Source organism: Paraburkholderia sp. BL10I2N1 (assembly GCF_004361815.1).
In the GTDB taxonomy this organism is placed as follows: Bacteria; Pseudomonadota; Gammaproteobacteria; order Burkholderiales; family Burkholderiaceae; genus Paraburkholderia.
The window spans coordinates 1695276-1720848 of the sequence record NZ_SNWA01000002.1 but is presented as its reverse complement, the minus strand read 5'-3'; the positions used below and the strand labels follow the sequence as shown (position 1 = coordinate 1720848).

Genomic DNA, 25573 nt, shown 5'->3' with positions numbered 1-25573 from the left:
GAAGCTTGACGGACAATTCACACACATAGAAGGACATGAAATTCCGATGGTGCGTTTCAGACCAGCCACGATTTTGAGAGGGATGGGCAAGGTCATTGCCATCGCCTTCGTGACCAACCAGATACTAACGAGCGGCTTCACATACGTTGCCCAGCAGATCGACGCTACGCTGCCGCATGAAACGATATGGATGTTCAGTTGCGTGACTTGCGGGCTGGTGACGCTTTGGCTTCAGTCCGATGCACGGCGCGCATTTGGCTTCGCGCGCGAGAACGGCTACATCAAGCCAGCCGACGACACGAAACAGAATGTGCAGGTTGCACAGGATTGTCCGAAACGATGGCTTGTGATTCTGCACATGGAGTTGAATCCGGGGGTGAGCGGCGTAGATTGATTCGTTGTTGCCGCGTCATTGAGCGGCGGCGGGATAGAGATAGAGCAAGCGCACGACCTAGTGCAGCATCGTCACAGGCGTAGAAGTCCGGTGCCACAAACCGGCGAGCATGGCCAGCCTGCGAAAGAACCCAAGATGACTCGCGTCGATCACCACCACATCCGACTGAGTCCTGTCCGCATACGCGGCAATGGCTTTCGTGCCGTGTCCGAATACCCGCTTCCATTTGTACGGAACGCCGGCCTCATCGAGGATCGTGCGGGTTCGAACCAGCGCGCTCAGCATCATCTCCTTCTCGTGGCGACGGAGTGCGCCCCGCGAATGGAAGGCTGCGGCACGCCCTTCGTCGACAGGCTCCAGTACTTCAAGCAACTCGACTTCGGACACGCAATTCTCCAGAAACAGGAACGCAGCGTAGCGCGCGGCCTGCAAGGCGCCTTTTTGATCCACTACGGGTATGAGCAACCGTAACATCGTGCACTCCGAATTCAAACCAGCAAGCCATCCTGATGCTTCCATTTCAGCAAATACGGTGTCAATGCGCCGCAAAACTGCGTACAGGAAGCGTAAAAATCCTGTAGTGAACCCCTTCGTTTTTTCCGCGACCCTGTGCAACGCCACCCGCGAACCCCTGCTCGACTGACGAGCCGGACAGCGGAATCGCGCGGTCAGAGGCGTTACCGAACCTGTCGATTTGATGATAGATCGTGGCGGTCGGCGTGAAGGTCGCGCTATGTGCGATGACGCTCAGATCGCACGAAATGCCGGCGCGTCCCCGTTCGTCGGCTAGCGCGCCCGCCCGATCGCGTCTTGCAGACAGTCGAGCATGAGCGATGCCGCCGGCGTGAGCGGACTGTTCCGACGCGTCACAACGCCAATTGCGATGGGCGGCATCGGATCGACGATCGGCAGCACCGCAAGGCCTTCTCCGACCCACGGATAGTCGAGCAGCGGCGCGGGCAGCGAAGCAATCGCATCCGACTCGCGCAGCAACGCATGCGCGATCACGAAGCTCGGACATTCGACCACTCGCCGGGGCACCGCCAGCCCACGCTCGGAGAAAAAGTCGAGCAGTCTGCGTGTCGAGCTTTCCGGTGATGGATTCAGCAGCCATTCGGCATCGACCAGTTCGGCAAGCGTCGTGCATTGCGCGAGCGGATGACCTTTGCGCGCGACGATCGCCGAGTGGCTCTGGTACAGCTCGAAGTAGTCGAACTCGGGCGCGAGTTGCTCCGCGACCACCACGGCCACCACGAAATCGAGCGAGCCGTCGCGCAGACGCGGCAGCGCGACGCCCGGAAATCCTTCGATCAAGCTCACCTGCGCGTGCGGCATCTGCTTGCGAAATGCCCTGTATGCCTGTGGCAGGAACGACATGGCGGTGGTCGGCGTGATGGCGGCCGCCACGCTTCCCGTGCCGGCGTCCTTCATGTGGGCGATGTCGTCTTCGGCGCGGCGCATTTCGCTCACCACCATCCGCGCGCGAATCTTCAACCGCTGACCGTACTCCGTCAACTGGACACCACGGGCCGTCCGCAATACAAGCGACACGCCGAGATCCTGCTCCAGTTCTTTCAACGACTTGGTCAGCGCAGCCTGCGAAAGATGCAGGCTGCGCGCGGCGGCACGAATGCTGCCTTGCTCCGCCACCGTCAGAAACGCTTTCAACTGATGAAATTTCACGATCGTGATTCGGGTTTATACCGACAACCTGGGGTGGTCATCGCTGGAAATTACTGTCTTTTGGTTTTCTATTTGACTTTATATCCTTGATCGAACGCAGTCAGGTACGAATTCGATAAGGAGTGTATTCATGTTGTCCGTCGACCCCGTCATTCCCGGCATCGCCGCTATTGCCCCGGAGATGATCGCCATCCGGCGTCAGATTCACTCGCATCCGGAACTCGCCTTCCAGGAGGTCGCGACGAGCGACATCGTGGCTGGCCTGCTCACGCAATGGGGCTACGGGGTATCGCGCGGACTCGGCAAGACGGGTGTCGTGGGGGTATTGAAAGAGGGCCGCGGCAGCCGGCGTATCGGTCTGCGTGCCGACATGGACGCACTGCCCATCGAGGAGGCCACCAGCCTGCCGTATGCGAGCACCGTGCCGCAAACCATGCACGCATGCGGCCACGACGGCCACACCGCGATGCTGCTTTGCGCGGCGCGCTATCTCGCCGAGAGCCGGCAGTTTTCCGGCACGCTCAACGTCATTTTCCAGCCCGCGGAAGAAAGCTACGGCGGCGCGCGCGCCATGATCAACGACGGCCTGTTCGAGCAGTTTCCGTGCGATGCGATCTTCGGCCTGCACAACATGCCCGGCTACAAGACCGGCGACATGAATTTCCGTTCCGGACCCGCGATGGCATCCGCCGACCGCGTGACCATCGTGCTGCGCGGCGCGGGCGGACACGGCGCTTTGCCGCATCTGGCGCGCGATCCGATGCCGGCGGTCGGCGCGATCATCCTTGGCCTGCAAAGCATCGTCGGCCGTGAAGTGGATGCGCAGAAGTCGGCGGTAATTTCGGTTGGCAGCGTCAAGGCTGGCGAGACCTTCAACGTGATTCCGCAAACCGCTGAAATGAAGCTGTCGGTGCGGGCCCTGGATCCGACGGTGCGCGCGTTGCTGCATGAACGGATCAAGACGATGATCCATGCCCAGGCGAGCGCCTTCGGCGTCGAGGCCGACATCGACTATGAACTGGGTTATCCGGTGCTGGTGAATTCTGACGAAACAACGGCGTTCGCCACCGAAGTTGCGCAGGCGATGCTGGGCGCGCAGCGTGTCGATGGCGACGCGCGGCCGCTGATGGGCAGCGAGGATTTTGCGTACATGCTGCAAGTCGTGCCGGGCACGTATGCATGGATCGGCAATGGTATCGAGGGCAAGGGGAGCTGCATGGTGCACAACCCGGGCTACGATTTCAACGACGACATTCTTGCTATCGGCGCGAGCTACTGGGTTCGGTTGACCGAGGCCTTTCTCGTCGATTGAGTAGCTGTCAGGTGGCTCGTCAGTGACAACTGCATGGCCACCGACTTATCGGGTTTCATCTGTCATCACATTGCCGTCGCTGGGAACAACCATGGAAACGTCCACACTCTCGTCTGCTGACGCCGCACGCGCTGCGGTTGATCCGGGCAAACGAAACCGCACGAAGCTGGTGATGGCGGCGGCAGTCGGCAATGCGCTCGAGTTCTATGACTTCACCGTCTATGGTTTCTTTGCGCTCCTGATCGGCAAGCTTTTCTTTCCGGTACATGATCCGGTGGGGCAACTGCTGCTGGCGGTCGCGAGCTTCGGCGTTGGTTTCTTTACGCGGCCTGTCGGCGGGCTGGTGATCGGTATATATGCGGATCGCGCAGGCCGCAAGAAGGCGATGTTGCTGACCCTCGCGCTGATGGCGCTTGGTACGGCGATGATCGCGGTGGCGCCCACCTATGGACAGGTCGGCCTCGCCGCACCGCTGATACTCATGGTGGCACGTCTGATTCAGGGGTTTTCCGCGGGTGGCGAAGTGGGCGCGTCCACCACGCTGCTGCTCGAACAGGCGCCGCAAAACCGGCGCGGCCTGTACGCATCGTGGCAGTTCTCGAGCCAGGGGCTCGCGGCGCTTGCGGGTGCGTTGACGGGTGTGGCGCTGACCTCGACGTTGTCCGCTGCGCAACTCGAAAGCTGGGGATGGCGCGTGCCTTTCGTGATCGGCACATTGATCGTTCCGGTCGGCTGGTGGCTGCGTCGTACGCTCGACGAAGAAGTGCCTGCGCGGGCAACTCAACCCAAGGCACCGAAGCTGCCGCTGATCGACGTGCTGCGCGATCACCGGCGCGCATTGCTCATCGGTCTCGGGTTGACGATTGCCGGCACGTCCGCGCATTTCATCATCGTGTTCTACCTGTCGATCTATGCGGTCAGAACGCTTGGGCTGCCGCAGGGTACGGCCATGCTGTCCGGTTGTGTGTCCGGCGCGATTCTCTTTGCGCTCGTGCCCATCGGCGGCTACCTGACCGATCGCTTTGGACGCAACAAACTGGCGCAAGCCACGCGCATCGTGTTGATGCTCGCGATCTATCCCGCGTTCGTCGCGTTGAACCGCTGGCCCACGCCTGCCGTGCTGCTGACCATCGTGAGCCTGCTGTCGGGTGTGCATGCGATCAATATCGGTGGCGTCGGCGCGATGCTGGGGGAACTGTTCCCGCGTCGTGTACGGGCGACCGGTGGCGCGGTGGTCTATAGCGTCGGCGTGGCGATTTTCGGCGGCTTCGCGCAGTTTTTTGTGACGTCGCTGATCGTGACGACCGGTAGCGTGCTGGCGCCGGCCTGGTATGTGATCGGTTGTGGCGTGCTTGGACTGATTGCTGTCGCGTTCATGGACGAGCGGTCTCACCAGACCCTGGACTGAGCGGGACAGCTACGGCTCGAAAGTAGCGGTGCAACGCCGCTCGACCTTTCTTCGTTTTGTCAGACGAAGGCAGCCAGAATTGTCATGAGCCTGCTCTATCATTGATATCAATACGGTAGCAGCCTTGCTTGCGCGTCCATCGAGGCCGCCGATCACATCATGCTCGTCCATTCGTGACGGGTAAGACGAAGTCGCAGGCAGTCACGCCGCGAATGATCGATTTTAGTGAGGCCACGCGTTCGCCGGGCTTGCTTCTACGCTCGATAACTTCATAGTTTCCCCCGCTTTTGCTTATCGAATCCTTAAGGTCGAGACGTCACAAAACCGTCACACGTTGTCCTTAAGGTGCAGCCCACCGAAGCTCACTCGATACACCACAAGGAGTCTGGATATGAAGACCAAGCAATTTGCGATCGCCTTGTTCGCCCTGTGTGCCACTGTTGCGCACGCCGCGGATATCACCGGCGCGGGCAGCACCTTCGCGGCACCGATCTATACGAAATGGGCAGACGCCTATCAGAAGACGGGCGGCGGCAAGGTTAACTACCAGGGTATCGGTTCGTCGGGCGGCATCAAGCAGATCCTCGCGAAGACGGTCGATTTCGCGGGCTCCGATGCGCCGCTGAAAGACGACGACCTTGCCAAGGATGGACTGTTCCAGTTTCCGACGGTTGTGGGCGGTGTTGTGCCGGCTATCAACGTGCCGGGGGTTAAGCCGGGCGAACTGGCGCTGTCGGGTGAAGTGCTCGGCGACATCTACCTGGGCAAGATCAAGAAGTGGAATGACCCGGCAATCGCCGCGCTGAACCCGAAGCTCAAGCTGCCGGATACAGACATCGCCGTGGTGCGCCGTGCAGACGGCTCGGGCACGAGCTTTATCTGGACGAACTATCTGTCGAAGGTGAACCCGGAATGGAAGTCGAAGGTTGGCGAAGGCACGACGGTGAACTGGCCGACGGGTACGGGCGGCAAGGGGAACGATGGCGTCGCGGCGTTCGTGCAGCGTCTGCCGGGCGCAATCGGCTACGTCGAGTGGGCGTACGCGAAGCAGAACCATATGACGTATGCCGCGCTGAAGAATGCATCGGGCGAGGTGGTCCAGCCATCCACGGAAACGTTCAAGGCAGCCGCAGCAGGCGCCGACTGGAAGAAATCGTTCTACCAGATCCTGACGAACGAGCCGGGCAAGGACGCATGGCCGGTAGTCGGCGCGACCTTCGTACTGCTGCACACAGCACAGGAAAAGCCCGAGCAAGGCAAGGAAACCTTGAAGTTCTTCGACTGGGCGTTCAAGAACGGCGGTCAGGCTGCTAACGATCTCGACTACATTTCGCTGCCGGAATCGGTCGTGTCGGAAATCCGCACGCAGTGGAAAGAGAAGGTGAAAGACGCGTCGGGCAAGCCGGTCGCGCAATAAGGGGGAATCCACCAGGCGCGCGCGATGCGTGCGCCTTTTTCTTCGTCGGCACTTCGATATCAACCGGCCTGGCGGCGAGTGTCGGGCTGCATCGCCTTAGCTCGCCGATGTTGGCAACATGTCTGTGCCGGATCAGAGATCCTCGGCCGACAGCGTGATCCGTTCGCCTGTGCCCGGGAGTGCCTTTTTCTCGACCGCCTGGAGAAGTCGTCGCTTGCCGAGTTCGAACGCAAGCATCAACTGCTTCGAGGTCTCGTTCGCGGCGCCGAGCTGTTCGCAAACCACTTCAGAATCCAGTGAGAAGGCGCAATATCCCCAACCGAAGCCGTATGCGGAAAACCATATGGCTGAATCGGCAGAAAGAAATGGCGCAGTGAGGCTGGTACCAGGCTGATCCATGGCGATCACCGTTCCGTGCTGTAGAGGCGAGTATCGATTCTCGCACAGTGACCTGACGAAGACGGGTTCGGGAGCAAATCTATAAAACGAAGCTAACATACTGCCAATCCCCGATATATCGCCAACACTGTGACAGCCACACTCGAACAACTGCGCGCCGGACAACTGGCGGGAATTCAGCGACTGAAACTGTCTTGCCGCCTGACTGAATTTCCGCGAGAGATTTTCGATCTTGCCGATACGCTGGAGATCCTCGATCTTTCGTGCAACGCCCTGTCCTCGCTGCCCGAAGCGCTGCCTCGACTGACCAGGCTGCGTATTCTTTTCTGCTCCGACAACCAGTTCACGGAACTACCGGAAGTGCTGGGGCAATGTCCGCAGCTAAGCATGATTGGCTTCAAGGCAAACCGCATCCGCAAGGTTTCGGGCAGGTCGCTGCCTGCGCAACTTCGCTGGCTGATCCTGACCGACAATCAGATTGACGCGCTTCCTTCGGAAATCGGCAACTGCTCGCAGCTTCAAAAGCTGATGCTGGCCGGCAATCAGTTGCGAACGCTTCCAGCGGAACTGGCCGCATGTTCCCGCCTCGAACTGTTGCGTCTCTCGGCCAACCAGCTAGGCGGGCTGCCTGCATGGCTGCTCTTTCTCCCTCGACTCTCGTGGCTGGCCTATGCGGGCAATCCGTTCAGCGAAGAACTGGAAAACGTCGCGTTGGCAAACGCGCCGATTAGCGGCATTGGCTGGGAGGCGCTGGATGTTCAGCATCGGTTAGGCGAGGGCGCGTCCGGCGTGATTCATTGCGCGGAGCATCGAACCGCGGACGACGATCCCAAACCCGTCGCGGTCAAGTTGTTCAAGGGTGCAGTGACCAGCGATGGCTTGCCTCATTGCGAAATGGCCGCCTGCATCAGTGCCGGCCGACATCCGAATCTGATTCCGGTGCTTGGCAAGGTGAAGGACCATCCAGCCGGCGCCGACGGTCTCGTCATGGAGCTGATTGATCCGCAGTTCGCCAATCTTGCCGGACCTCCGAGTCTGGAGTCCTGCACTCGCGATACTTACCGTTCCGACATCCGCTTCGACGTGAAGTCTGCGCTACGCATTGCACACGGTATCGCTTCGGCAGCCGGTCATTTGCATCGGCAAGGCATCATGCATGGTGACCTGTACGCACACAATATTCTGCATTGTGGCGAGGGGCGGGCGTTGCTCGGCGATTTCGGTGCGGCGTCGTTCTATGCGGCCGATGATCCCGATTTTGCTCACGGGGTGCAGCGCGTCGAAGTCAGGGCGTTTGGCTGCCTGCTGGAAGAGTTGACCGATCGATGTGACGCCCGGGGGTTGGAGCAGGATACCGTGGCGGCGCTCGGGGACCTGAAGGAACGCTGCCTGAGCGAAGATAGTATCGACAGACCTCTGTTCGAAGAGATCGTGCGCGTGCTGTCTGCGCTCACGGGTCCCGATTGGGCTGGAGCAACCGCGCGCCTCATCTGATTCTGGTGTCTGCGCAGCAGAGATGATCTCCTTGCCTCGGGAACGGCGATCCGCCGTCCCCTGCATTGTCATCCATTGCTTCGATAGAGACGCGCCGCGCTTTTCAGGGCGCCTCGGATCAGGGGCGCAACCAGCCGAAGCCGATAGGCCACGCCAGCAGCTTGCGATAAACCACGATCACAGAGCGTGTCACGGGAGCGCCGCCGAGTCGCCAGAGCGGTGTGATCAGCGCGCAGGCTACGCATGCGACGACGACTGCGCCGAGCATGTCGAGCGGGAAATGCACGCCGAGAAACACACGCGCCCACGCTACGGCCGCTCCAATCAGCAGCGTCGATCCGCCAGTCCATAGCAGGCCCTCGAACAGCAGTGTCAGCGCGACACTGGCGAATACGGTGCCGTGATCGCTCGGGAACGACGAGTCCGCCGAATGCGACAGAAACGTATGGCCGAGCCCGATCATGGACGGCCGGGGATGTGGCCATATGAGGCCGATAAGCTGATTGATGCCGAGCGCGAGCAGCGCGACGAAGCATGCCCGGACCGCAGCGCTGCGCTGTTTCTCATCGCCGGAGAGCCATATGCCTGTCAGCAACAGCGGAATCAGGTAGATCAGGTCGTTGCCGATCAGCACCGCTACATCGATCAGCCAGACTGGCGTCGAGGTCGTGCCGTTGATGGTGAGAAAGAGCGCCTGGTTGAACGCTTCGAGGTTATTCATTGCAATGGGGGCGTTGAGCATTACAGGTCGGGGCGGCGCGCTGATCGATGCAGTACAGATCAGGTGACCACCCAGATTGCTACAGAAGGGACAAAGACGTGCGTCCGTCACGATCGGCAGTCTTCACCGTCGATCCGCGCATAAGATGGAACACGCGTGAGCGTTGCGAGGCAATTTTAAGCCCTGGAACCTTATGGGATGCTGAGGCAGGCGTCTGGTGACGCAGCAATTGCGGGTTACAGGCCGTGCCACAGCGATGCTGGCCGACGACATACGGCGAGTTTGATCTGGGAGGTGAGGCAAGTGGACGCGAGAGTATCCCCGGCATTCCCCGCCCTCGTGCAAATCAGGCCGGCGAGCGGCGACAGGAGAGGCCCGCGTGGCAGCGCCACCGGCACGGTCGATGAAGCCGTCCCGACCGTGAAAGGCGCACACGCCTTTGCATTCAGCGAAGACGGCGAGCACTTCCTGCTCGACGGGGAGCCTTTCCAGATCCGCAGTGGGGAGATGCATCCCGCCCGCATTCCGGCCGAATACTGGCAGCATCGCATCCGGATGGCAAAGGCGATGGGGATGAACACTATCTCGCTCTACATCATGTGGAATTACCATGAGACAAGGCGAGGGGTTTTCGATTTCCACACTGAAAACCGCGACATCGAAGCGTTCATCCGGCTGTGCCAGCGCGAGGGAATGTGGGTGATTCTGCGACCTAGCCCATATATCTGCGGTGAATGGGACCTGGGTGGCCTTCCTTCCTACCTGCTGAGTCATCCGGACATCCAGCTTCGGACCGACTCGGCCAACGACCCTCGCTACATGTCGGCGGTCGCCCGCTACATCAGGGAACTGATTCCACGAATCAAGCCGCTGCTGGTCAGCAATGGCGGGCCGATCCTGATGATTCAGATAGAAAATGAATTCGGCTCCTACGCGAGCAACCCTGCTTACATCGAAGAAATCCGGCAGCTTTGGCTCGAGGGCGGGATACAGGGGCCGTTCTATACCGAAGATGGCCTCGCGCAACTGCAACAGAATCTCACGAACGTCGCCGGCGGCGCGATCGCATTGAGCAACGGCGATGCGGCACAGATCGCTGTTGCGCGGCAGGCGTATCCGCAAGTGCCGGTTATGGCCGGCGAAGTGTATCCCGGCTGGCTGACCCATTGGGGCGATACGAATTTGCAGGGTACCGCTGTCGATATCTCCGGCACGCTGGACGCGCTCATGCGGCTCAGGCTTTCGTTCAACCTCTATGTGATTCATGGTGGCACCAGCTTCGGGTTCTATGCGGGCGCTAACGTGGACATCGATTCAGGCGCATACCAACCCGACATTACCAGCTACGACTATGCGGCGCCCATTAGCGAGCAGGGTGTGGCGACATCGAAATACGTGAAGTATCGGGACGTGATTGGTCGCCACTTGTCGACGCCCTTGCCGAGCGTGCCTGAACGGATCGCCACGATCAGGCGCACTGGCAGCGAGGCGTTGATGCCGGTCCTGTATGCGTCCATCTGGGACAACCTGCCCGCTGCGCTCCCAACCGCACAGACCGCCAACCCGCAGCCCTTCGAAATGTATGGCCAGGCATTCGGCTTTGCGCTTTATCGCAAGAATCTGCAGGGTTACCGTGGCGGCGTTCTGGATATCAAGGATGTCCACGATTACGCGACCGTTTTCGTTGACGGGCAATATGCAGGAGGCGTCTCGAGGGCGTTCATGCCAGCGCACTGCGCACACCCGCTGAATGTCACGCATGGCGCTCCACTCGCGCTTTCGTCTGCGCGGCCTGACGGCTCAGCATCGCTGGAGATCCTTGTCGAAGGCATGGGGCGCGTCAACTATGGTCACGCGATGATCGACCGCAAGGGCATTCTCGAATCTGTCACGCTGTGGCATGCAGGAGATTCAGGCACTACGCTCACCGGCTGGGAAGTCTTCCTGCTGCCAATGGATGGGGCGTTTATCGCGAACCTGCGGCCCGTCTGCGCGAATCCGCGCAGGGCTGGCCTGTTTTTCAAGGCGAGCCTGTCGCTGGATACCGTCGGCGATACGTACGTCGACATGCGTCACTGGACCAAAGGAGTAGTCTGGGTCAACGGGCACAACCTTGGGCGTTACTGGAATATTGGCCCGCAAAGGCGCCTGTATTGTCCCGCTCCATCGCTCAGGCAGGGTGCGAACGAGGTCGTCATTTTTGATCTGCACCAGGTCGAAGCGAAGCCCGTCGAACTAAGGCGCACGCTATCCTGAACAAAGCATTCGAAGCAGCACCTGGAGCTTGACGCTCACCTCGATTACCCATCGATACTGGCCGGTAAAAGCTCTAGACCGAACTTTGAGCATGCGGCGCGCGCAGGTCCTTGAATTGCCGCGGTTACGCGTGTCGGGGGGAGTCGGTTACTGGGTACAGACAGGGCTGATGTTCAGCAGGCGGAAGGCCTTTTCCTGAACGGGTGTGGGCCGCGTGATCATCACGATCTTTGCGTCCGGGTTCAGAGATGTGTGGCAGACGTTGTAGGCGAGCGTGGCCAGATCATCGAGCAGCGTGCGGAAGCTATGGACGGGCAAGCCGTCCTCGCCAAGCCGCGTGGCATCCTTTGCTTTTGCCTGGTCCGAACGTCGTGCCTTGGCCACGGGCGAGGGCCGGGTTGCGCGTGCGAGCTCGATGTATTCATCGTCAAACAGCATCGGCTTCAAGGTCTCGCGCATGTGCCATTCGACGTAGTAGGCGAGCATGCACAGGAAGACGTGCGCCCGTACACGCTCGGCGTTCCAGTGGAATATGGGGCGCACGTTCAGATCGACTGTCTTGAGCGACCGGAAGGCACGCTCCACGACCGCCAGGCCCTTGTACGCCGAGACAGCCGCTTCGGCCGGCAGGTCCTGTTCGGGCACGCTGGTGCGCACCACATACAGGCCGTCGAGCGCCGCTTCCTGCCGGATCTGACCGGCCTTGCGCGTCCAGGTGAAGCCCTCGTCGGTGAAGCTCAGCTCGAAGTGCTTGGCCATCTTGTAGTGGTCGATGACGCGGCCCACGCGCAGGGCAATGGCATCGGCGCCCTTGAGGCGGTTGCGGGCACGCGTGGTCGCCTCGGCGATCTTCGTCAGCTCGGCTTCAGTGGCCTGCAGCAAGTCCTCGCGTTTGCGGGTCCGCTGCTCGGCCAGCAGCGGATTGCGGCACACGATGAGCCGCTCACCGGGGAACGCCTCACTGGTCAGCTCCAGCAGGTTGCGCTCGTCAAACAGCGAGGGCTGGAAAGGCCCCTTCTCCTGGGCAAGCGCGCTCACCTGCGGCGCGCGCAGGCTGCTCACCCAGTCCAGCCCCGCCGGGCGCAATACCGTGTCGATGCGCGCCTGCGTGAGCATGCCCCGGTCGCCCACCCAGGCGATCTTGCCGATGCCATAGCGGTCCCGCAGTTTCTCCACCTGCGAGGCCACGGTAGCCGGATCGGCGGTGTTGCCGGCAAACACCTCGACGGCCACCGGACAGCCTTCAGGAGTGCAAACCAGCCCGAACACGATCTGCGGATCGTCGCGCTTGCCATCGCGGCTGTAGCCGCGCGCGGCAAGCTCGCAGCAGTCTCCGGTCACCCACGTGGACGTGAGGTCATAGAGCACCAGCATGCTGCCGGCCAGATGCTTGCGCGCCAGCCGCTTCTCGATGTCTTCCTGGGCCTCGCCCAGCCAGTCGAGCGCGGTATAGACCTGTCCGAGGTCAACCTCGCCCAGCTTCAGCAGCCGCGACAGCGAGTGGGTCGCGGTCTCGTCGCGCAACATGCGATGGGTGGCCAGCTTCGAAGCGGGAGACACCACCCGCGCCACCAGCAGCGCCATGAGCATCGCGCGCAGCGCGGCCGGTGCAGCCGCAAACCACTGCTCGGCGCCGCAGGCACGCGCCGCGCCCAGCACCGCGGCCACATGTCCGTGCGGCAGGCTGCGCTCGATCACGAAGGCCTCTTCAGCCGAGGGCACTGCGACGCCACCGCGCAGCAGCACCTTCAGTCCTTCGATGACCTCGGCGGGCAGCGATGAGAGGTTGGCCAGGGTGCGCTTCTTCACCTTGTTGCCGTCGCGGAAGGACTCGCGCAACAGGATGGCGGGCGGTGAGTTGCGGTTGGGGACGTGTTCGATATACATGAACACTGATTAAAGCAAATAATCACCGAAAGTCAATATAAAAATACTAACTTACATGGCTACATGATAGTCCCAGAAAATAGCCGAAACCCTGCACTGATGCGGATTCCGGCTATTTGAGAAGTCAAAGCTCGGTCTAGAGTGAACACTTCGAATGGCGAGAGCCGGATCGCCTGCAGCCTGTCCGCGTTCATGACCTTAGGCGTATGCGAAGCACGGCCGTGCCACGGGCTGCGCGTGCTGAACCGTGCTGCCGCGGCGGACGGCAGTTCAAGTTGCAGCCGCAGGTCGAGCATGAAGCTCTGCGCCTGGCTGTCGGGATTGCGCAGCGTGACGATCGCCTTCGCCGGCGACCAGGCCGCCCAGCCATACACTTCCAGCTGGTCCGGCGCACCACCGATCCAGTGGCTGTCACGTAGCACACCGGCGTTTGCGCGTGCCCATTTCGCAGACTCGGCGAGGACGTCCCAGTCGCTGTCGCTCAGGAGCGATGGCGTGATGTACATCTCCTGCAACTGGGTGCCGCTGCCGAAGTACGAACGGACTTCGTTGGCAAACGCCTCGCCTCCGTCAGCGTTGAGCCGTGCGTTACCCTGCCCGTAGATGATGCCGTGAAGCATCAGCGAGTTGAGCGGAAAGAGCGGGCTGCCGGTTACGACATTGTGATACGTCTGTGCATCGCGGTAGGTGATCCAGCGCTCGCGATTGCTGCCCACACCGGCCAGGTTGTCATCCTCGCCGCCCCGCCAGATCGAGTCGGCATAGCGCAGCCAGAACGGCGAAGGAAGGGTGCCCGTGGTGAGATTGATGAAGGTATCGGGCCTCGCGTGACGGATGTCCTCGATCAACTGGATCGCCGCGTCCCAGTCGCTGTTGAAGAGGCTACCCGGGAACACCTTGTCTGCGTTGCCTGTACCGTCGAATTTGAACTGATTGATGCCGTGCTGACAAAGCAGTTCGAGGACCACATCATGGAAGCGTTGGTAGTATTTCGGCCCGGACAGAGCGAATCGGCCATCGATGATTTCGTAGCCGGCAGCACGGCCGCGCGTCACGCGTTCCTGCCGGGTCAGGCCGTAGCCTCCCCACGGTGCCAGCCAGATGCCGGGTGCAGCGCCGTAGCGTGCGGCGGCGTCGCGCAACGGCGCGAAACCGCGCGGAAGATCCTGGCCGATACGCCAGCTGCCACTGAGATCGTCCCAGCCGTCATCGAACAGGAACGAATCGAGTTGCACGCCACGCTTTTCGTGCAACTCGCGGCCGATGGTGTCGATGCGTTCGACCGCTTCCTCTTCTGTGTACGGCATGGAGCAGCCAAGATCGTTCCATGAGTTGTAGTGCAGGAACGGGCGGTACGGATGGGCTCGCTCGCGTTCCAGACAGGCTGCGAAATCGCGGCGCAACTGACCGTCGCGAACTACCCCGGCCACCGCCGAATAGACAATGGTCTTGCCTTGTTCCAGCGGCAACGCCCGCGACAGAATGAACCTCACGCAGTTGTCGAGTACCTGACTCTCCGACAAGGGAAGCTCGAAGCCAAGGTAGACGTTGCCTGCTACGACAGGCGCTCCCTTGAACTCGCCGCTTGCGCGGGCGCCCGCCACCTGCGTCTCCAGCAGTGACACCGTGGCGATATCCTCGTTCTGGCTGATCGCGGTAATCGCCACCCGTTCTCGCAGATAGAGCGAGCCATCGCGTTGCTCCACGCTCCATTCCACCCGCAGGCGACCCTGCTCGTCACCGAGGAGGGCACTGATGCGTGTGCCCGCAATCCGTTCGGCCAGTCGAGACGCCTCGCCATCTGCCGTTAGGGCCTCTTCACACAGTGGAGCAAGCAGTTTCAGGCTGGCAATGCCCAGTGTGCGACCGTCGGCCAGCGACAGCGCGAAGGGCGCGCTTACCGATAGCGTGCGTGCATGCGCGCGGTCGGTCAGTGCAAACCCGGCCAGGTGCTGGTTCCTGATGGTCCAGCTCAGGACGATCGCCGCGTTACCGAAGGAATGCCGGGCAGCGCTCGTCTGAAACACGGGCATGCCTGGATGCATGAGCGCAGCTTCTTTCGCTTCTTTGGCGTGCATGGAAGACGACCAGTGCGCATCAGGGTGACCCATAGGGTACCGACAACCGCGGGTCGCGTTCAAGCCACTCCAAACCCGAACAGCCTGCGCGGGGTGTTCCACAGCACGCGTCGACGCGCGTCGGAATCTGGAACCAGCTGTCCGAAGAGCATCAGCAGCGGCCCATAGTCCAGCCGCACGGGCGAGCGCAGAAACGGCCAGTCCGAACCCCATACACACTGGTCGGGTCCGAAAAAGCGGAGGATTTCTCGCGCGAAGATCTGTGCGTCCTCGTAGGGATGATCCAGTCGGGAGAATTTCTGCATCCCGGAAATCTTGACGACGGTGCGACCGGTTTCGGCGAGGCGCAGCAGTGCCCGGAAACCGGGCTGGTTCATGCCAGCCGCGACATCGGGCCGGCCGCAGTGGTCGATGAGTATTTGCGTGACGGTCCGCTCGATCAGCGGCTCCAGCGCAACCAGCTGATCGCCCGTGACCTGGATCTGCGCGAACATGTCGAGGTCGGTCAGCGTGTTGAAGAGCGCGTCGGCATCGCTCATCGCTTCGACGCCCTCCATCGCCGGATTGAAGGCGACGCCGACGACGCCCGCACCTTTCATCTCCGCCAGTTCTGCACGGCTGACGTCGTTGTCCACCACCGCGATTCCCCTGAAACGACCGCCACCTCCCGCGATGGCGTCGAGCATGCAGCGATTGTCGGTGCGATAGCCGCTCGTCGGACCGACGAGCAGCGCATGCCGCACGCCGTACGCGTCCATTACGCGGGCAAACTGCGCAGCCGTGCCGATCTCCTGCATCGATGGCCGGTACGCGGTATCCGCACGATAGGGAAAGCGCGCAGGGTCGAAAATATGGTTGTGACAGTCGATCTTTTCTTCGTCGAAGATGTTCATTGGCGGGTTTCTCCGGCAGGTTCGCGGTTCCGGCACACCCCTTCGACAAGACCGCATGCGCTACGGCAGGCAAGTTCGAGCCGGTCTTCCGCGGGCAGCGATGGCAACGGCATTTCCACGCCCATTACAGTATCGGCAGGCAGCGCGTCCAGCAACTCGCGAAGCGGCAATACACCCGCGCCCGGCGGCCAGCGGCCCGCGCGCTTCGGCCCCACACCCGCGAAGCGTCGTCATGAATGTCCCAGCGATGGAAGTAAAGGCAGGGGCTGACCTGGGGTTGTGTGCTGAACGTTTGTTAGGTGACAGATCAAGATATGGCAGCCCCCACCCCGTCGACGTGTAAACTGCTGACTTTTTGACTCTGGTTCTCTGGTTGTATGTTGCAAGTACCACAGCGCACAGCTTTCAGCGGCCCGGCGCTCATTCGCTTGCTTGCTCGCCTGACGGACGTGGATGTTCCCGAATCCCGGCAATCGCTCTCTGACCGGCTGAGCCAATGGCTCGAGTGGACCGACGCCATCGCGCTGTCCACGGCGCTGAGCGGCAATCCGCCTTCCGTAGCCTCCGGCGCGCGAGCCTTCGGCAGCGCTGAAGAGAACGAGTGCGCCCGTGTGCGCACCTCGTTGGCGAATGCCATCGTCGGCGATAGCGCGTTCGCCGCCGCGAGGCGGCGCGGGCCTGCACAAGCGTCCTCCCGGGAAGTCCCGAAGGATGCGCCGGTCGATTACCCGGTATTTCGTCAGCGCTATCTCGCCATGCAGCAGGCGATGGAGACAGGGATCGGCAATCTACGCGGCCGTCTGCGGGGAATGCTGGCCGCCAGGACACCCGACATGACCCGGCTCGCGGTGGTGGATGCCGTCATGGAGCGAGCGCTGGGCTCGTGCGAACGGACTCTGCTGGCCACCGTGCCTGAGTTGCTCGGCAGGCACTTCGAGCGCTTGCGCCAGGCCGGGCAGGAGACGCTGGCCAACGCCCAGGCCTCGGAAGACGCCGCAGCGGTCACGTCCGGCGCGTGGCTGGATGTGTTCCGCAAGGATATGCAGAGCGTGTTGCTCGCCGAACTGGATGTTCGTTTACAACCGGTCGAGGGGTTGCTCGCTGCCCTTCGCACCAGCTGACTGGGACACTATGTCCAGATATCGTATTGATCTCGTTGTTTTTCTGGCAGGTCTGGCCGCTGTGTGCTGGATCGGCGCCGGCTACCTCGGCTCGAACCCGCTGGCACTGGCTGTCACGATGTTGGTGGGCGCCTGCTACCTCACGGGCGCCTTCGAACTGCAACGCTACAGCCAGGCCACTTTCACCCTGACGCGTGCCGTCGCGGGCCTGTTCGAACCACCGCCAGGCCTGAGTGCCTGGCTTGACCAATTGCATCCCAGCCTGCGCAGTACGGTGCGCCTGCGCATCGAGGGTGAGCGCGTTGCCTTGCCGGGGCCGGCGCTGACACCGTATCTGGTCGGTTTGCTGGTGTTGCTGGGCATGCTGGGCACGCTCCTTGGCATGGTCGCGACCCTGAAGGGAACCGGCATGGCGCTGGAGAGCGCGACGGACTTGCAGGCTATCCGGACTTCGCTGGCAGCACCGGTCAAGGGGCTGGGGTTTGCGTTCGGCACCTCGATTGCGGGCGTGGCCACGTCCGCCATGCTGGGGCTGCTTTCCGCGTTGTGCCGTCGCGAGCGGATTCAGGCGGCGCAGCTTCTCGACGTGAAGATCGCGACGACGTTGCGCATCTACTCGCAGACCCATCAGCGCGAGGAGACCTTCAAGCTCCTGCAGCGGCAGGCGGAGGTGATGCCCACCCTGGTCGATCGGCTGCAGATGATGATGGCGACCATAGAGCAACAGAGCCAGGCATTGAATGAGCGGCAGATCGCCAGCCAGGACGCTTTCCACGGCAAGGCCGAGGCCGCCTATACGCGCCTCGCTGGCTCCGTGGAGCAGTCGTTGAAGGAGAGCGTCGCCGAAAGCGCCCGCGTTGCCGGTGCGGCGCTGCAGCCGGTCATGGAGGCCACGATGGCGGGTCTCGCGCGCGAGACGGCCTCGCTGCACGACACCGTCACGCATGCCGTGCAACGGCATCTGGACGGGTTGTCGAGCGGTTTCGAGGCGACCACCACGACCGTGGCGGACATCTGGAACCAGGCACTGGCGGGGCACCAACGATCGAGCGAGGCGCTTGCCGGGCACCTGCGCACCTCGCTGGATCGATTCACCGAAACCTTCGAACAACGCTCTGCCGGCCTGCTGGACGGCGTCTCCGCGCGGCTGGAAGCCACGGCGGGCAGTGTGTCAGATGCGTGGAACCATGCGCTGTCGCAGCAAGAACATGTCAACGAAAAACTGGCCGACCGCAACCAGCACGCCCTGGCGGCGGCCGCAGCCACCTTCGAACAGCACTCGGCGTCGCTGCTGCGCACCGTAGGCCAGTCGCATGCGGACTTGCAGACGGGACTGGCATCACAGGACCAGCAACGGCTGGCGGCCTGGACCGAGACGCTCGGTTCGATGGCCGCTACGCTCCGCAAGGAGTGGGAAGCGACGAGCGTGCACGCCGCGAGCCGGCAGCAGGAGATTTGCGACACGCTGGCGCGGACCGCGCGCGATATATCGGTCCAGACGCAGGCACACGCCAGCGACACGATTGCGGAGATCTCCCGGCTCGTGCAGGCCGCATCGGAAGCCCCGAGGGCCGCGGCCGAAATCGTCGGCGAACTGCGCCAGAAGCTCTCCGACAGCATGGCCCGCGACACCGCGATGCTGGAGGAGCGTAGTCGCCTGCTGGAAACGCTGGAAACCCTGCTCGATGCAGTGAACCATGCCTCCACCGAGCAGCGCTCAGCCGTCGACGCGCTCGTGGCCACGTCGGCGGATCTGCTGGATCGTGTCGGCACCCGTTTCACCGACAAGGTCGAGGCCGAAACCGGGAAGCTGGGCGCCGTTGCCGCACAGGTCACCGGCAGCGCGATCGAGGTGGCGAGCCTGGGTGAAGCATTCGGGCTATCCGTGCAGTTGTTCGGCGAGTCGAACACCAATCTGGTGGCCCACCTGCAGCGTATCGAAGCCGCGCTGGACAAGTCCCTCGCGCGCAGTGACGAGCAGCTTGCCTATTACGTGGCGCAGGCGAGAGAAGTCATCGACCTGAGCATGATGTCGCAGAAGCAGATCGTCGAAGACCTGCAACAGCTCGCCGGCCAGCGGGCGTCCGCCGGAGCCGAAACGGCATGAGCGAGGAAATCGACGGCGGCGTGGAGCCGACGGCACCGATATGGGCCGTTTTCGGCGACTTGATGTCCGTGCTGGTCGGCGCCTTCGTGCTGATCCTGGTGAGCGTCATCGGCGTGCAGCTGGAACTCTCGACCAGGCTGGAGCAGGAGGTCAAGCAGCGGCAGATGGAAACGCAGCGCCGCAAGACCCTGGAGCAGGCGCTGGCAGGGCCGCTGGCGGCGGGCCGGGTGACGCTGATCAACGGGCGCATCGGCATCAACGGTAGCGTGCTGTTCGCGCCGAACTCCGATCAATTGCAGCCCGACGGCCGGGCAGTATTGAAGAGCCTGGCCGGGCCGTTGTCCGCTTACCTTCAGGCCAATGACGAGATCCTGATGGTGAGCGGCTTCACCGATGACCGACTGCTGCGCGAGGGTAACCGGCGCTTTGCCGACAACTTGGAGCTGTCGGCCCAGCGCGCGTTGACGGTGACGCGTGCGTTGATCGGTGACGGCATCCCCGCGTCCTCGGTATTTGCGGCCGCGTTCGGCTCCGGGCAGCCCGTGAGCTCGAATGCCGACGACGAGGGGCGGGCCAGAAACCGGCGTGTGGAAATAGCCCCTGTCCCGAGGCCGTCGACCGCAACGGTGAAGCCCCATGAGTAGTGGCGGGACACCCGCCCGGACGATGCTCGACGCGTGGCGCGAGCGCGGCGCCGATCGCCTGGATCCCGTCCGCTTTCATTTCATCGAGGCGCTGGATCGGCGGGCGGCCGGCCACAGCGGCGAGACGCGCCGTATCCTGGACGACCGGCTGTCCAGACTGCTTGAGACTTACGCTGGCGATCTCGAGCGCGCCGCAAGCAAGGCTGCCGATGCCGGCAGCGCGGCATCGCCATGCAAGCCTGCGCGCGGAGCGCTCGCTGGACTGATCGATTACATTGCCAGCCATGCATCGGCGGATGGCGACGGTGCCGCGGCGGGTAACCGCGTGACCCGGCCACCCTCCTGGCCAGAACTGGAGGTGCTCGATTACTTCAGGGAGACCTGGTCCAAGGTCAGCACCGAGAGACAGTTGCGGCAGTCGCTCGAACAAGTGCCTGGGAATGCCGGTCCGCTCAACTCGAGTAGCCTCGTGCATCGGTCGCTCTCGCTAATGCGCGAGCTTTCGCCGGGTTATCTCCAGCAGTTCCTGTCGTACGTCGACACCTTGTCGTGGATGGAACAGATGAACGGCGGCGGCGCCTTGGCAGGTAAAGATGCGCCTCGCGCCGGGAGTGCCAGGAAGAGTGTTCGGGGCAAATCACGCTAGTCATAATGGTCGCCGTGGACCCCGCGGGGGGCCCTCGCGCGTATCGTGGGTTGCGCACCGAAGTGTGCCGAGCGCTCACCGGTCATGACTTCCTGAAGCCGATCACACTCTCATGGTTGGCCGTTCAGTGCCGGGTGGGAATACGCACCACGATCCGTCATTGTGTCTGAAGAAAAAAATCGCCAGCAGGCCGGTCGAATGTAACGCTTCGACGCACACATAGCGTCTCTGACTCGTACCCGTGCGACTGAACCGTGTGACGTGAACTGGCATCGCCGCAGTGGGCGCCAGCCACTTTTCGACCAGCAAGCGCAGGGACCTCTGACCAGTGTTCATCGTCTTCTCCTTCGACCTCTTTCCTGTCGCACAATCGTGAGCGCTTTTCTGCTACGAGACCGAGCGCGGAAACAATCTTGCGGCTCGCCTTCGCCCAGTTAAACGCATGGGTCATGCCAGCATCGCCGTTGTGATATCAAGTCGTTGATTTGATGAATATTTTTGTATGCTTTATGGCGCTTGGACGGGTGCCAGTTGCGCAAAGCGTTCGATTTTCGGACGGTGCTGTATTTCGGGCATAGAATTCAGACGGGGCGAACCCTCTGATCGGGTGAGGTACTCGTGCTCACACGGAGACAGCATGAAAGAGACAGGCACGCCGATGGACTGGTTTTCCAGTCCCGACCGGGACGCCAGCGTCATGGCGGCGTGGGAGCGTTTGATTCAAGGTGACAAGCCGCCCTCTGGTGCCCTGCGTGGGGTCGTTGACGATTCCTGGCAGCGCTGCCTCGATGGCCGGGTGGCGCCCGATGCGGCAGGCGCCCCACTACCGCTGGAAGAAGGGGCTCTGTTCGACCTGCGCGTCAGGAACGACCGCCTGATGCATGCCAGCGTGCCGCTTATCCAGCAGACACGCGAGTTTCTTTCGCAGACGGGGACCATTCTGCTGCTCGCGGATCCGGACGGCATGATTCTCGAAATGGCCGGCGACACGCGCATCGTTGAACCCGCCGGCGAGGTCCGGTTGATACCTGGTTGTAACTGGACCGAACTCAGTTGTGGCACCAACGCGATCGGCACCGCCCTCGCTTTGCAGCAACCGGTCCAGATCCATGGTTCGGAACATTTCTGCGCGGGTATCAAGCAGTGGACATGCTCTGCTACGGTGATCCGCGATCCGCTCGACGGCACCGTACTCGGCGTACTCGATGTCTCGGGGCTGGCGCAAACCTACAGCCAGCATAGCCTGGCGTTTATCGTCTCGATGGCCGGGCGTATCGAGAGCCGGCTCGGGAAGTTCGCAATGGAGCGCCGTCTGCGCTTGATGGAGCGTTGCATGGCTTACTGCTCCGGTCGTACGGACGGCGTCGTCGTGGTGGACGAGTCCGGACGTCTCGTCAGAGCCAACCCGCAGGCGTCAGCCGCCTTTGCGCGGCTTGGCGTATCAGGCGCACTGGACAACGCTTTTCCGATCCCGGACATCGCCAGGATTGCCGGTGGCTCCATGTCGCCGCAATCACCGGCATGGTTGCGCCTCGCGCGAATTGAACGCGTCACAGAAGGCGTCGACACGCTCGGCTTCATGCTGATTGCGCCGGCTGCCAGTCGGCGCGCCGCTTCGTTGTCTGACGCGATGCCGGTCGCCGGGCCCACGCCTGCCGCGGCGTTCTCTCGCATTGTCGGCACGAGCCCTGCACTGCGGACGGCTATCCAGAAGGCGCAGCAACTGGCCAAAGCCTCGGTCCCGGTACTGCTCCTCGGCGAAACCGGCGTTGGCAAGGAGTTGTTCGCGCAAGGCATTCACCAGGCCAGCTCGAGGGCAGACGGTCCCTTCGTCGCGCTGAACTGCGGTGGCTTGTCCCGCGATCTGTTGAGCAGTGAGCTGTTTGGTTATGCCGAAGGCGCGTTTACCGGCGCACGCAGGTCAGGCATGACAGGGAAAATCGAAGCGGCGAATCACGGTACGCTGTTCCTCGACGAGATCGGCGAAATGCCACTCGACATCCAGCCGCATTTGCTGCGCGTGCTGGAAGAAGAGGAGATCTACCGGTTGGGCGAGAATGCGCCTCGCAAGGTCAGCTTGCGCCTGATCGCCGCTACGCATCGCGACCTGCGTGCGGACGTCGCTGACGGCAAATTCCGCATGGATCTGTATTACCGGCTGGCCGTCACGAACATCTCGATACCGCCACTGCGCGAACGCAAGACGGATTTGCCCGAGATGATCGAGCACTGGCTGCGTGTCTCGCGCGACCGGTATGGCGTAAGCCATGCCGTCTTCGACGACGTGGCGTATGAATGCCTGCTGAACTACACCTGGCCCGGTAACGTCCGCGAGATGCGAAATGCGATCGAGGGCGCGGTACTCATGGCCCGCGACGGAATCATTACAGTCGCCGAGCTGCCGCCAGAAATCGGCGCCCTGGCCGTTTCCCCCGGGGGCGTTCGAGATACGGCGTCCTCTGGGCTGTCCGCACTGGCGCGCCAAAAGGTCCGGTCGCTGGAAATGGCAGAAGCAGAGTCCATTCGTTTTGCGATCCAGCAAAGTCAGGGCAACCTGACCCAGGCGGCTGCGCAGCTTGGCATAGCGAAAAGCACGCTCTATCAGAAGATCAGGAAGTACGCGCTTGCGCACGACCTTGGGATCACCCGGCGTGTCAGCTAGCAACGTTGAACCTGGTCGATTTCCCGCACGTCACGCCCCCCGCCAGACCTGCGTTCGAATTCCGCTCTCCAAACGGCTGACCGTTCGGGAACCGGTCGTTGCGCGAACCTCCCGTTCACTGTGAGCGCGCCGGTAGTTTCCCGAAAAGCCAATCCATTCAGTAGTTTGCCGGTAAGCCGCCGATTCGGCACTCAGTGGCATATCCCTTGCCTTTAGTTCTTCCGAAGCGAATCGCAACATTCGCTTCGCATCGCGCCTCCCCGTTGAGGCGATGTTCAATCAAGGAGAGCTGGAGACACTAATGGAACAGCAACTTTCACACGTCCAGGTACTGGGCATCGATGCCGGCGGCACGATGACCGATACCTTTTTCGTGCGCTCGGATGGCCGGTTCGTGGTTGGTAAAGCCCAAAGCAATCCCGCAGACGAGTCGTTGGCGATCCTGGAGTCGTCCAAAGATGCGCTGACGCAGTGGGCGCGCGAAGTGGACGAGGTCTATCCGGAACTGGTGACCTGCGTCTATTCCGGAACGGCGATGCTCAATCGCGTCGTTCAGCGCAAGGGCCTGGAGGTGGGACTGATCTGCAATCGAGGCTTCGAACAGATTCACTCGATGGGGCGGGCCATCCAGAGTTATCTCGGCTACGCGCTGGAAGAACGCATCCACCTCAACACCCACCGCTACGACGAACCGCTGGTCCCGCTTTCGCGCACCCGCGGCGTGACGGAACGCACCGATGTTCAGGGTGAGATTGTCATCCCCCTGCGCGAAGATGAAGTGCGCAAGGCAACACGGGAACTCGTGACCGCCGGATCGAAGGCGATTGCCATTTGTCTGCTGCAGTCGCACAAGAATGAGTCGAGTGAAAAACGCGCTCGCGATGTCTGTCGTGACGAACTAAAGAAAATCGGCTCGGACATCCCGGTCTTTGCATCAGTCGACTACTACCCGTCGCGCAAGGAAAGCCATCGCACGAATACGACCATTCTCGAAGCGTACGCGGCTGAACCGTCACGGCAGACGCTGCGGAAGGTCAGCGACCGCTTCAGGAAGCACGGTGCCAGGTTTGATCTGCGGGTGATGGCCACGCACGGTGGGACGATCAGCTGGAAGGCCAAGGAACTCGCACGCACGATTGTCTCCGGTCCGATCGGGGGCGTCATCGGCTCGCGGCTGCTCGGCGAAAGACTAGGCTACGAGAACATCGCATGCAGCGATATTGGCGGCACCAGTTTCGACATGGCGCTGATCACCAAGGGCAACTTTGCGATCGCGTCCGATCCGGACATGGCCCGGCTCGTGCTGTCGCTGCCACTGGTGGCGATGGATTCGGTAGGCGCGGGTGCTGGCAGTTTTGTACGGCTCGATCCCTATAGCGGTTCCATCAAGCTCGGGCCGGACAGCGCGGGCTATCGCGTCGGCACGTGCTGGCCCGAAAGCGGGCTTGATACGGTGTCGGTGTCCGATTGCCATGTGGTGCTGGGTTATCTCAACCCCCACAACTTTCTCGGCGGCGCCATCAAGCTCGACGTCGAACGCGCACGGCAACACATCAAGGCCCAGATCGCCGATCCGCTTGGCCTCTCCGTGGAAGACGCCGCGGCGGGCGTGATCGAACTGCTCGATCTCAGTCTGCACGAGTACCTGCGCGCCAACATCAGTGCGAAGGGCTACAACCCCACAGACTTTGTGTGCTTCTCGTACGGCGGCGCAGGGCCGGTGCATACCTACGGATATACGGAAGGTCTCGGCTTCAAGGACGTGATCGTCCCGGCATGGGCAGCCGGATTTTCCGCGTTCGGTTGCGCCTGCGCCGACTTCGAGTACCGCTACGACAAGAGCGTGGATATCGCGGTCGCACCGGACGCGCCCGACGAACAGAAAGCGGCGGCTTGCTCGGTCATCCAGGAAGCGTGGAAGGAACTGGCCGACAAGGTCGTCGATGAGTTCGTCATCAACGGCTTCAAGCTGGAAGACATCACCCTGCTGCCCGGTTACCGGATGCAGTACATGGGACAACTGAACGACCTCGAGATCACCTCGCCGATCAGCTCCGCGACCACCCCCGCGGACTGGAAAAAGATCACCGACGCGTTCGAGGAAACCTACTCGAGGGTGTATGCGAGTTCTGCCCGCTCACCGGAGCTGGGCTTCAGCGCTACCGGCGCCATCATGCGCGGCCTTGTCGCCACACAGAAGCCGGTGCTGCCGGAGGATCCGGAGGCTGGGGAAACACCTCCCAAATCTGCGTATCTGGGCAAGCGCCCGTTCTATCGGCACAAGACGTGGGTCGAAGCCGACATCTGGCAGATGGAGTCGCTCATGGCGGGTAACCACATCGTGGGGCCGGCCATCATCGAGTCTGCATCCACCACCTTCGTCGTGCCCGATGGCTTCGAAACCACGCTCGACAAGCACCGTCTGTTCCATCTGCAAGAAGTGAAGTAAGG

General features: G+C 62.0%; 20 protein-coding genes. 12 read left to right on the top strand and 8 right to left on the bottom strand.

Annotated elements, in window-relative coordinates; all coding sequences use genetic code 11:
- Nucleotides 1-82 precede the first annotated feature (82 nt).
- Nucleotides 83-394: a hypothetical protein gene (locus B0G77_RS29745; RefSeq protein WP_243751268.1), complete on the top strand. Its 312-nt coding sequence runs from the start codon at nt 83-85 to the stop codon at nt 392-394.
- 57 nt (nt 395-451) lie between these two features.
- Here B0G77_RS29745 and B0G77_RS29740 read toward each other — a convergent pair whose 3' ends face one another.
- Both B0G77_RS29740 and B0G77_RS29735 read right to left on the bottom strand, forming a co-directional pair.
- Nucleotides 452-868 (bottom strand): universal stress protein, encoded by a 417-nt coding sequence (locus B0G77_RS29740; protein ID WP_133665473.1) that lies wholly within the window; start codon nt 866-868, stop codon nt 452-454.
- Nucleotides 869-1180: 312 nt separating this feature from the next.
- Nucleotides 1181-2077 (bottom strand): LysR substrate-binding domain-containing protein, encoded by an 897-nt coding sequence (locus tag B0G77_RS29735; RefSeq protein ID WP_133665472.1) that lies wholly within the window; start codon nt 2075-2077, stop codon nt 1181-1183.
- A gap of 130 nt (nt 2078-2207) precedes the next feature.
- Here B0G77_RS29735 and B0G77_RS29730 point away from each other — a divergent pair, with 130 nt between their 5' ends.
- The 3 genes from B0G77_RS29730 (at nt 2208) to pstS (ending at nt 6214) form a co-directional block, all read left to right on the top strand.
- Nucleotides 2208-3389, top strand: coding sequence for a M20 aminoacylase family protein (locus B0G77_RS29730; protein ID WP_133665471.1), 1182 nt, complete (start codon nt 2208-2210; stop codon nt 3387-3389).
- Between the two features lie 91 nt (nt 3390-3480).
- A complete protein-coding gene (locus B0G77_RS29725; protein ID WP_133665470.1) occupies nt 3481-4797 on the top strand; it encodes an MFS transporter in 1317 nt (438 codons plus the stop codon).
- A gap of 391 nt (nt 4798-5188) precedes the next feature.
- Nucleotides 5189-6214 carry a phosphate ABC transporter substrate-binding protein PstS gene (gene pstS / locus B0G77_RS29720; RefSeq protein WP_133665469.1) on the top strand — a complete coding sequence of 342 codons (1026 nt, stop codon included), beginning with the start codon at nt 5189-5191 and terminating at the stop codon, nt 6212-6214.
- Nucleotides 6215-6346: 132 nt separating this feature from the next.
- Here the strand turns inward: pstS and B0G77_RS29715 are convergent, their stop codons facing one another.
- Nucleotides 6347-6613 (bottom strand): hypothetical protein, encoded by a 267-nt coding sequence (locus tag B0G77_RS29715; protein WP_133665468.1) that lies wholly within the window; start codon nt 6611-6613, stop codon nt 6347-6349.
- Nucleotides 6614-6742: 129 nt separating this feature from the next.
- Between B0G77_RS29715 and B0G77_RS29710 the strand changes: the two genes are divergently transcribed.
- Nucleotides 6743-8107: a leucine-rich repeat-containing protein kinase family protein gene (locus B0G77_RS29710; RefSeq protein ID WP_133665467.1), complete on the top strand. Its 1365-nt coding sequence runs from the start codon at nt 6743-6745 to the stop codon at nt 8105-8107.
- A gap of 118 nt (nt 8108-8225) precedes the next feature.
- Here B0G77_RS29710 and B0G77_RS29705 read toward each other — a convergent pair whose 3' ends face one another.
- The gene (locus B0G77_RS29705; protein WP_133666935.1) at nt 8226-8828 is read right to left on the bottom strand and encodes a phosphatase PAP2 family protein; all 603 of its coding nucleotides are present in this window, start codon (nt 8826-8828) and stop codon (nt 8226-8228) included.
- A 420-nt stretch (nt 8829-9248) separates the two neighbouring features.
- On the opposite strand from B0G77_RS29705, the gene B0G77_RS29700 reads away from it, so the two are divergent.
- A complete protein-coding gene (locus B0G77_RS29700; RefSeq protein ID WP_243751406.1) occupies nt 9249-11084 on the top strand; it encodes a beta-galactosidase in 1836 nt (611 codons plus the stop codon).
- Between the two features lie 147 nt (nt 11085-11231).
- Here the strand turns inward: B0G77_RS29700 and B0G77_RS29695 are convergent, their stop codons facing one another.
- The 3 genes from B0G77_RS29695 to B0G77_RS29685 are packed head-to-tail and all read right to left on the bottom strand — an operon-like array spanning nt 11232 to nt 15942.
- A complete protein-coding gene (locus B0G77_RS29695) occupies nt 11232-12971 on the bottom strand; it encodes an IS1634 family transposase (protein WP_133660463.1) in 1740 nt (579 codons plus the stop codon).
- A gap of 59 nt (nt 12972-13030) precedes the next feature.
- Complete coding sequence (locus tag B0G77_RS29690; RefSeq protein ID WP_243751267.1) at nt 13031-15049, bottom strand: enterotoxin; 2019 nt, start codon at nt 15047-15049, stop codon at nt 13031-13033.
- 59 nt (nt 15050-15108) lie between these two features.
- Nucleotides 15109-15942 carry an amidohydrolase family protein gene (locus B0G77_RS29685; protein ID WP_133665465.1) on the bottom strand — a complete coding sequence of 278 codons (834 nt, stop codon included), beginning with the start codon at nt 15940-15942 and terminating at the stop codon, nt 15109-15111.
- Nucleotides 15943-16319: 377 nt separating this feature from the next.
- Here B0G77_RS29685 and B0G77_RS29680 point away from each other — a divergent pair, with 377 nt between their 5' ends.
- From B0G77_RS29680 to B0G77_RS29665, 4 genes are read left to right on the top strand one after another with little or no spacing between them, the layout of a single operon-like run.
- The gene (locus B0G77_RS29680) at nt 16320-17063 is read left to right on the top strand and encodes a DUF3348 domain-containing protein (protein WP_133665464.1); all 744 of its coding nucleotides are present in this window, start codon (nt 16320-16322) and stop codon (nt 17061-17063) included.
- 10 nt (nt 17064-17073) lie between these two features.
- Nucleotides 17074-19170, top strand: a complete 2097-nt coding sequence (locus B0G77_RS29675) for a DUF802 domain-containing protein (protein WP_133666933.1) — start codon at nt 17074-17076, stop codon at nt 19168-19170.
- Nucleotides 19167-19814: an OmpA family protein gene (locus B0G77_RS29670; protein ID WP_133665463.1), complete on the top strand. Its 648-nt coding sequence runs from the start codon at nt 19167-19169 to the stop codon at nt 19812-19814. Before B0G77_RS29675 ends, B0G77_RS29670 begins: the two co-directional genes overlap by 4 nt.
- Nucleotides 19807-20460 (top strand): DUF2894 domain-containing protein, encoded by a 654-nt coding sequence (locus B0G77_RS29665; protein WP_133665462.1) that lies wholly within the window; start codon nt 19807-19809, stop codon nt 20458-20460. The genes B0G77_RS29670 and B0G77_RS29665 overlap by 8 nt, the downstream gene beginning before the upstream one ends.
- Before the next feature lie 102 nt (nt 20461-20562).
- Here B0G77_RS29665 and B0G77_RS44710 read toward each other — a convergent pair whose 3' ends face one another.
- Nucleotides 20563-20796 (bottom strand): hypothetical protein, encoded by a 234-nt coding sequence (locus B0G77_RS44710; RefSeq protein ID WP_133665461.1) that lies wholly within the window; start codon nt 20794-20796, stop codon nt 20563-20565.
- Between the two features lie 301 nt (nt 20797-21097).
- On the opposite strand from B0G77_RS44710, the gene B0G77_RS29655 reads away from it, so the two are divergent.
- Nucleotides 21098-23122: a sigma-54-dependent Fis family transcriptional regulator gene (locus tag B0G77_RS29655; protein WP_243751266.1), complete on the top strand. Its 2025-nt coding sequence runs from the start codon at nt 21098-21100 to the stop codon at nt 23120-23122.
- 301 nt (nt 23123-23423) lie between these two features.
- Entirely contained in the window at nt 23424-25571 is a 2148-nt protein-coding gene (locus B0G77_RS29650; protein WP_133665460.1) for a hydantoinase/oxoprolinase family protein, read from the top strand.
- The last annotated feature ends 2 nt before the right edge of the window (nt 25572-25573 follow it).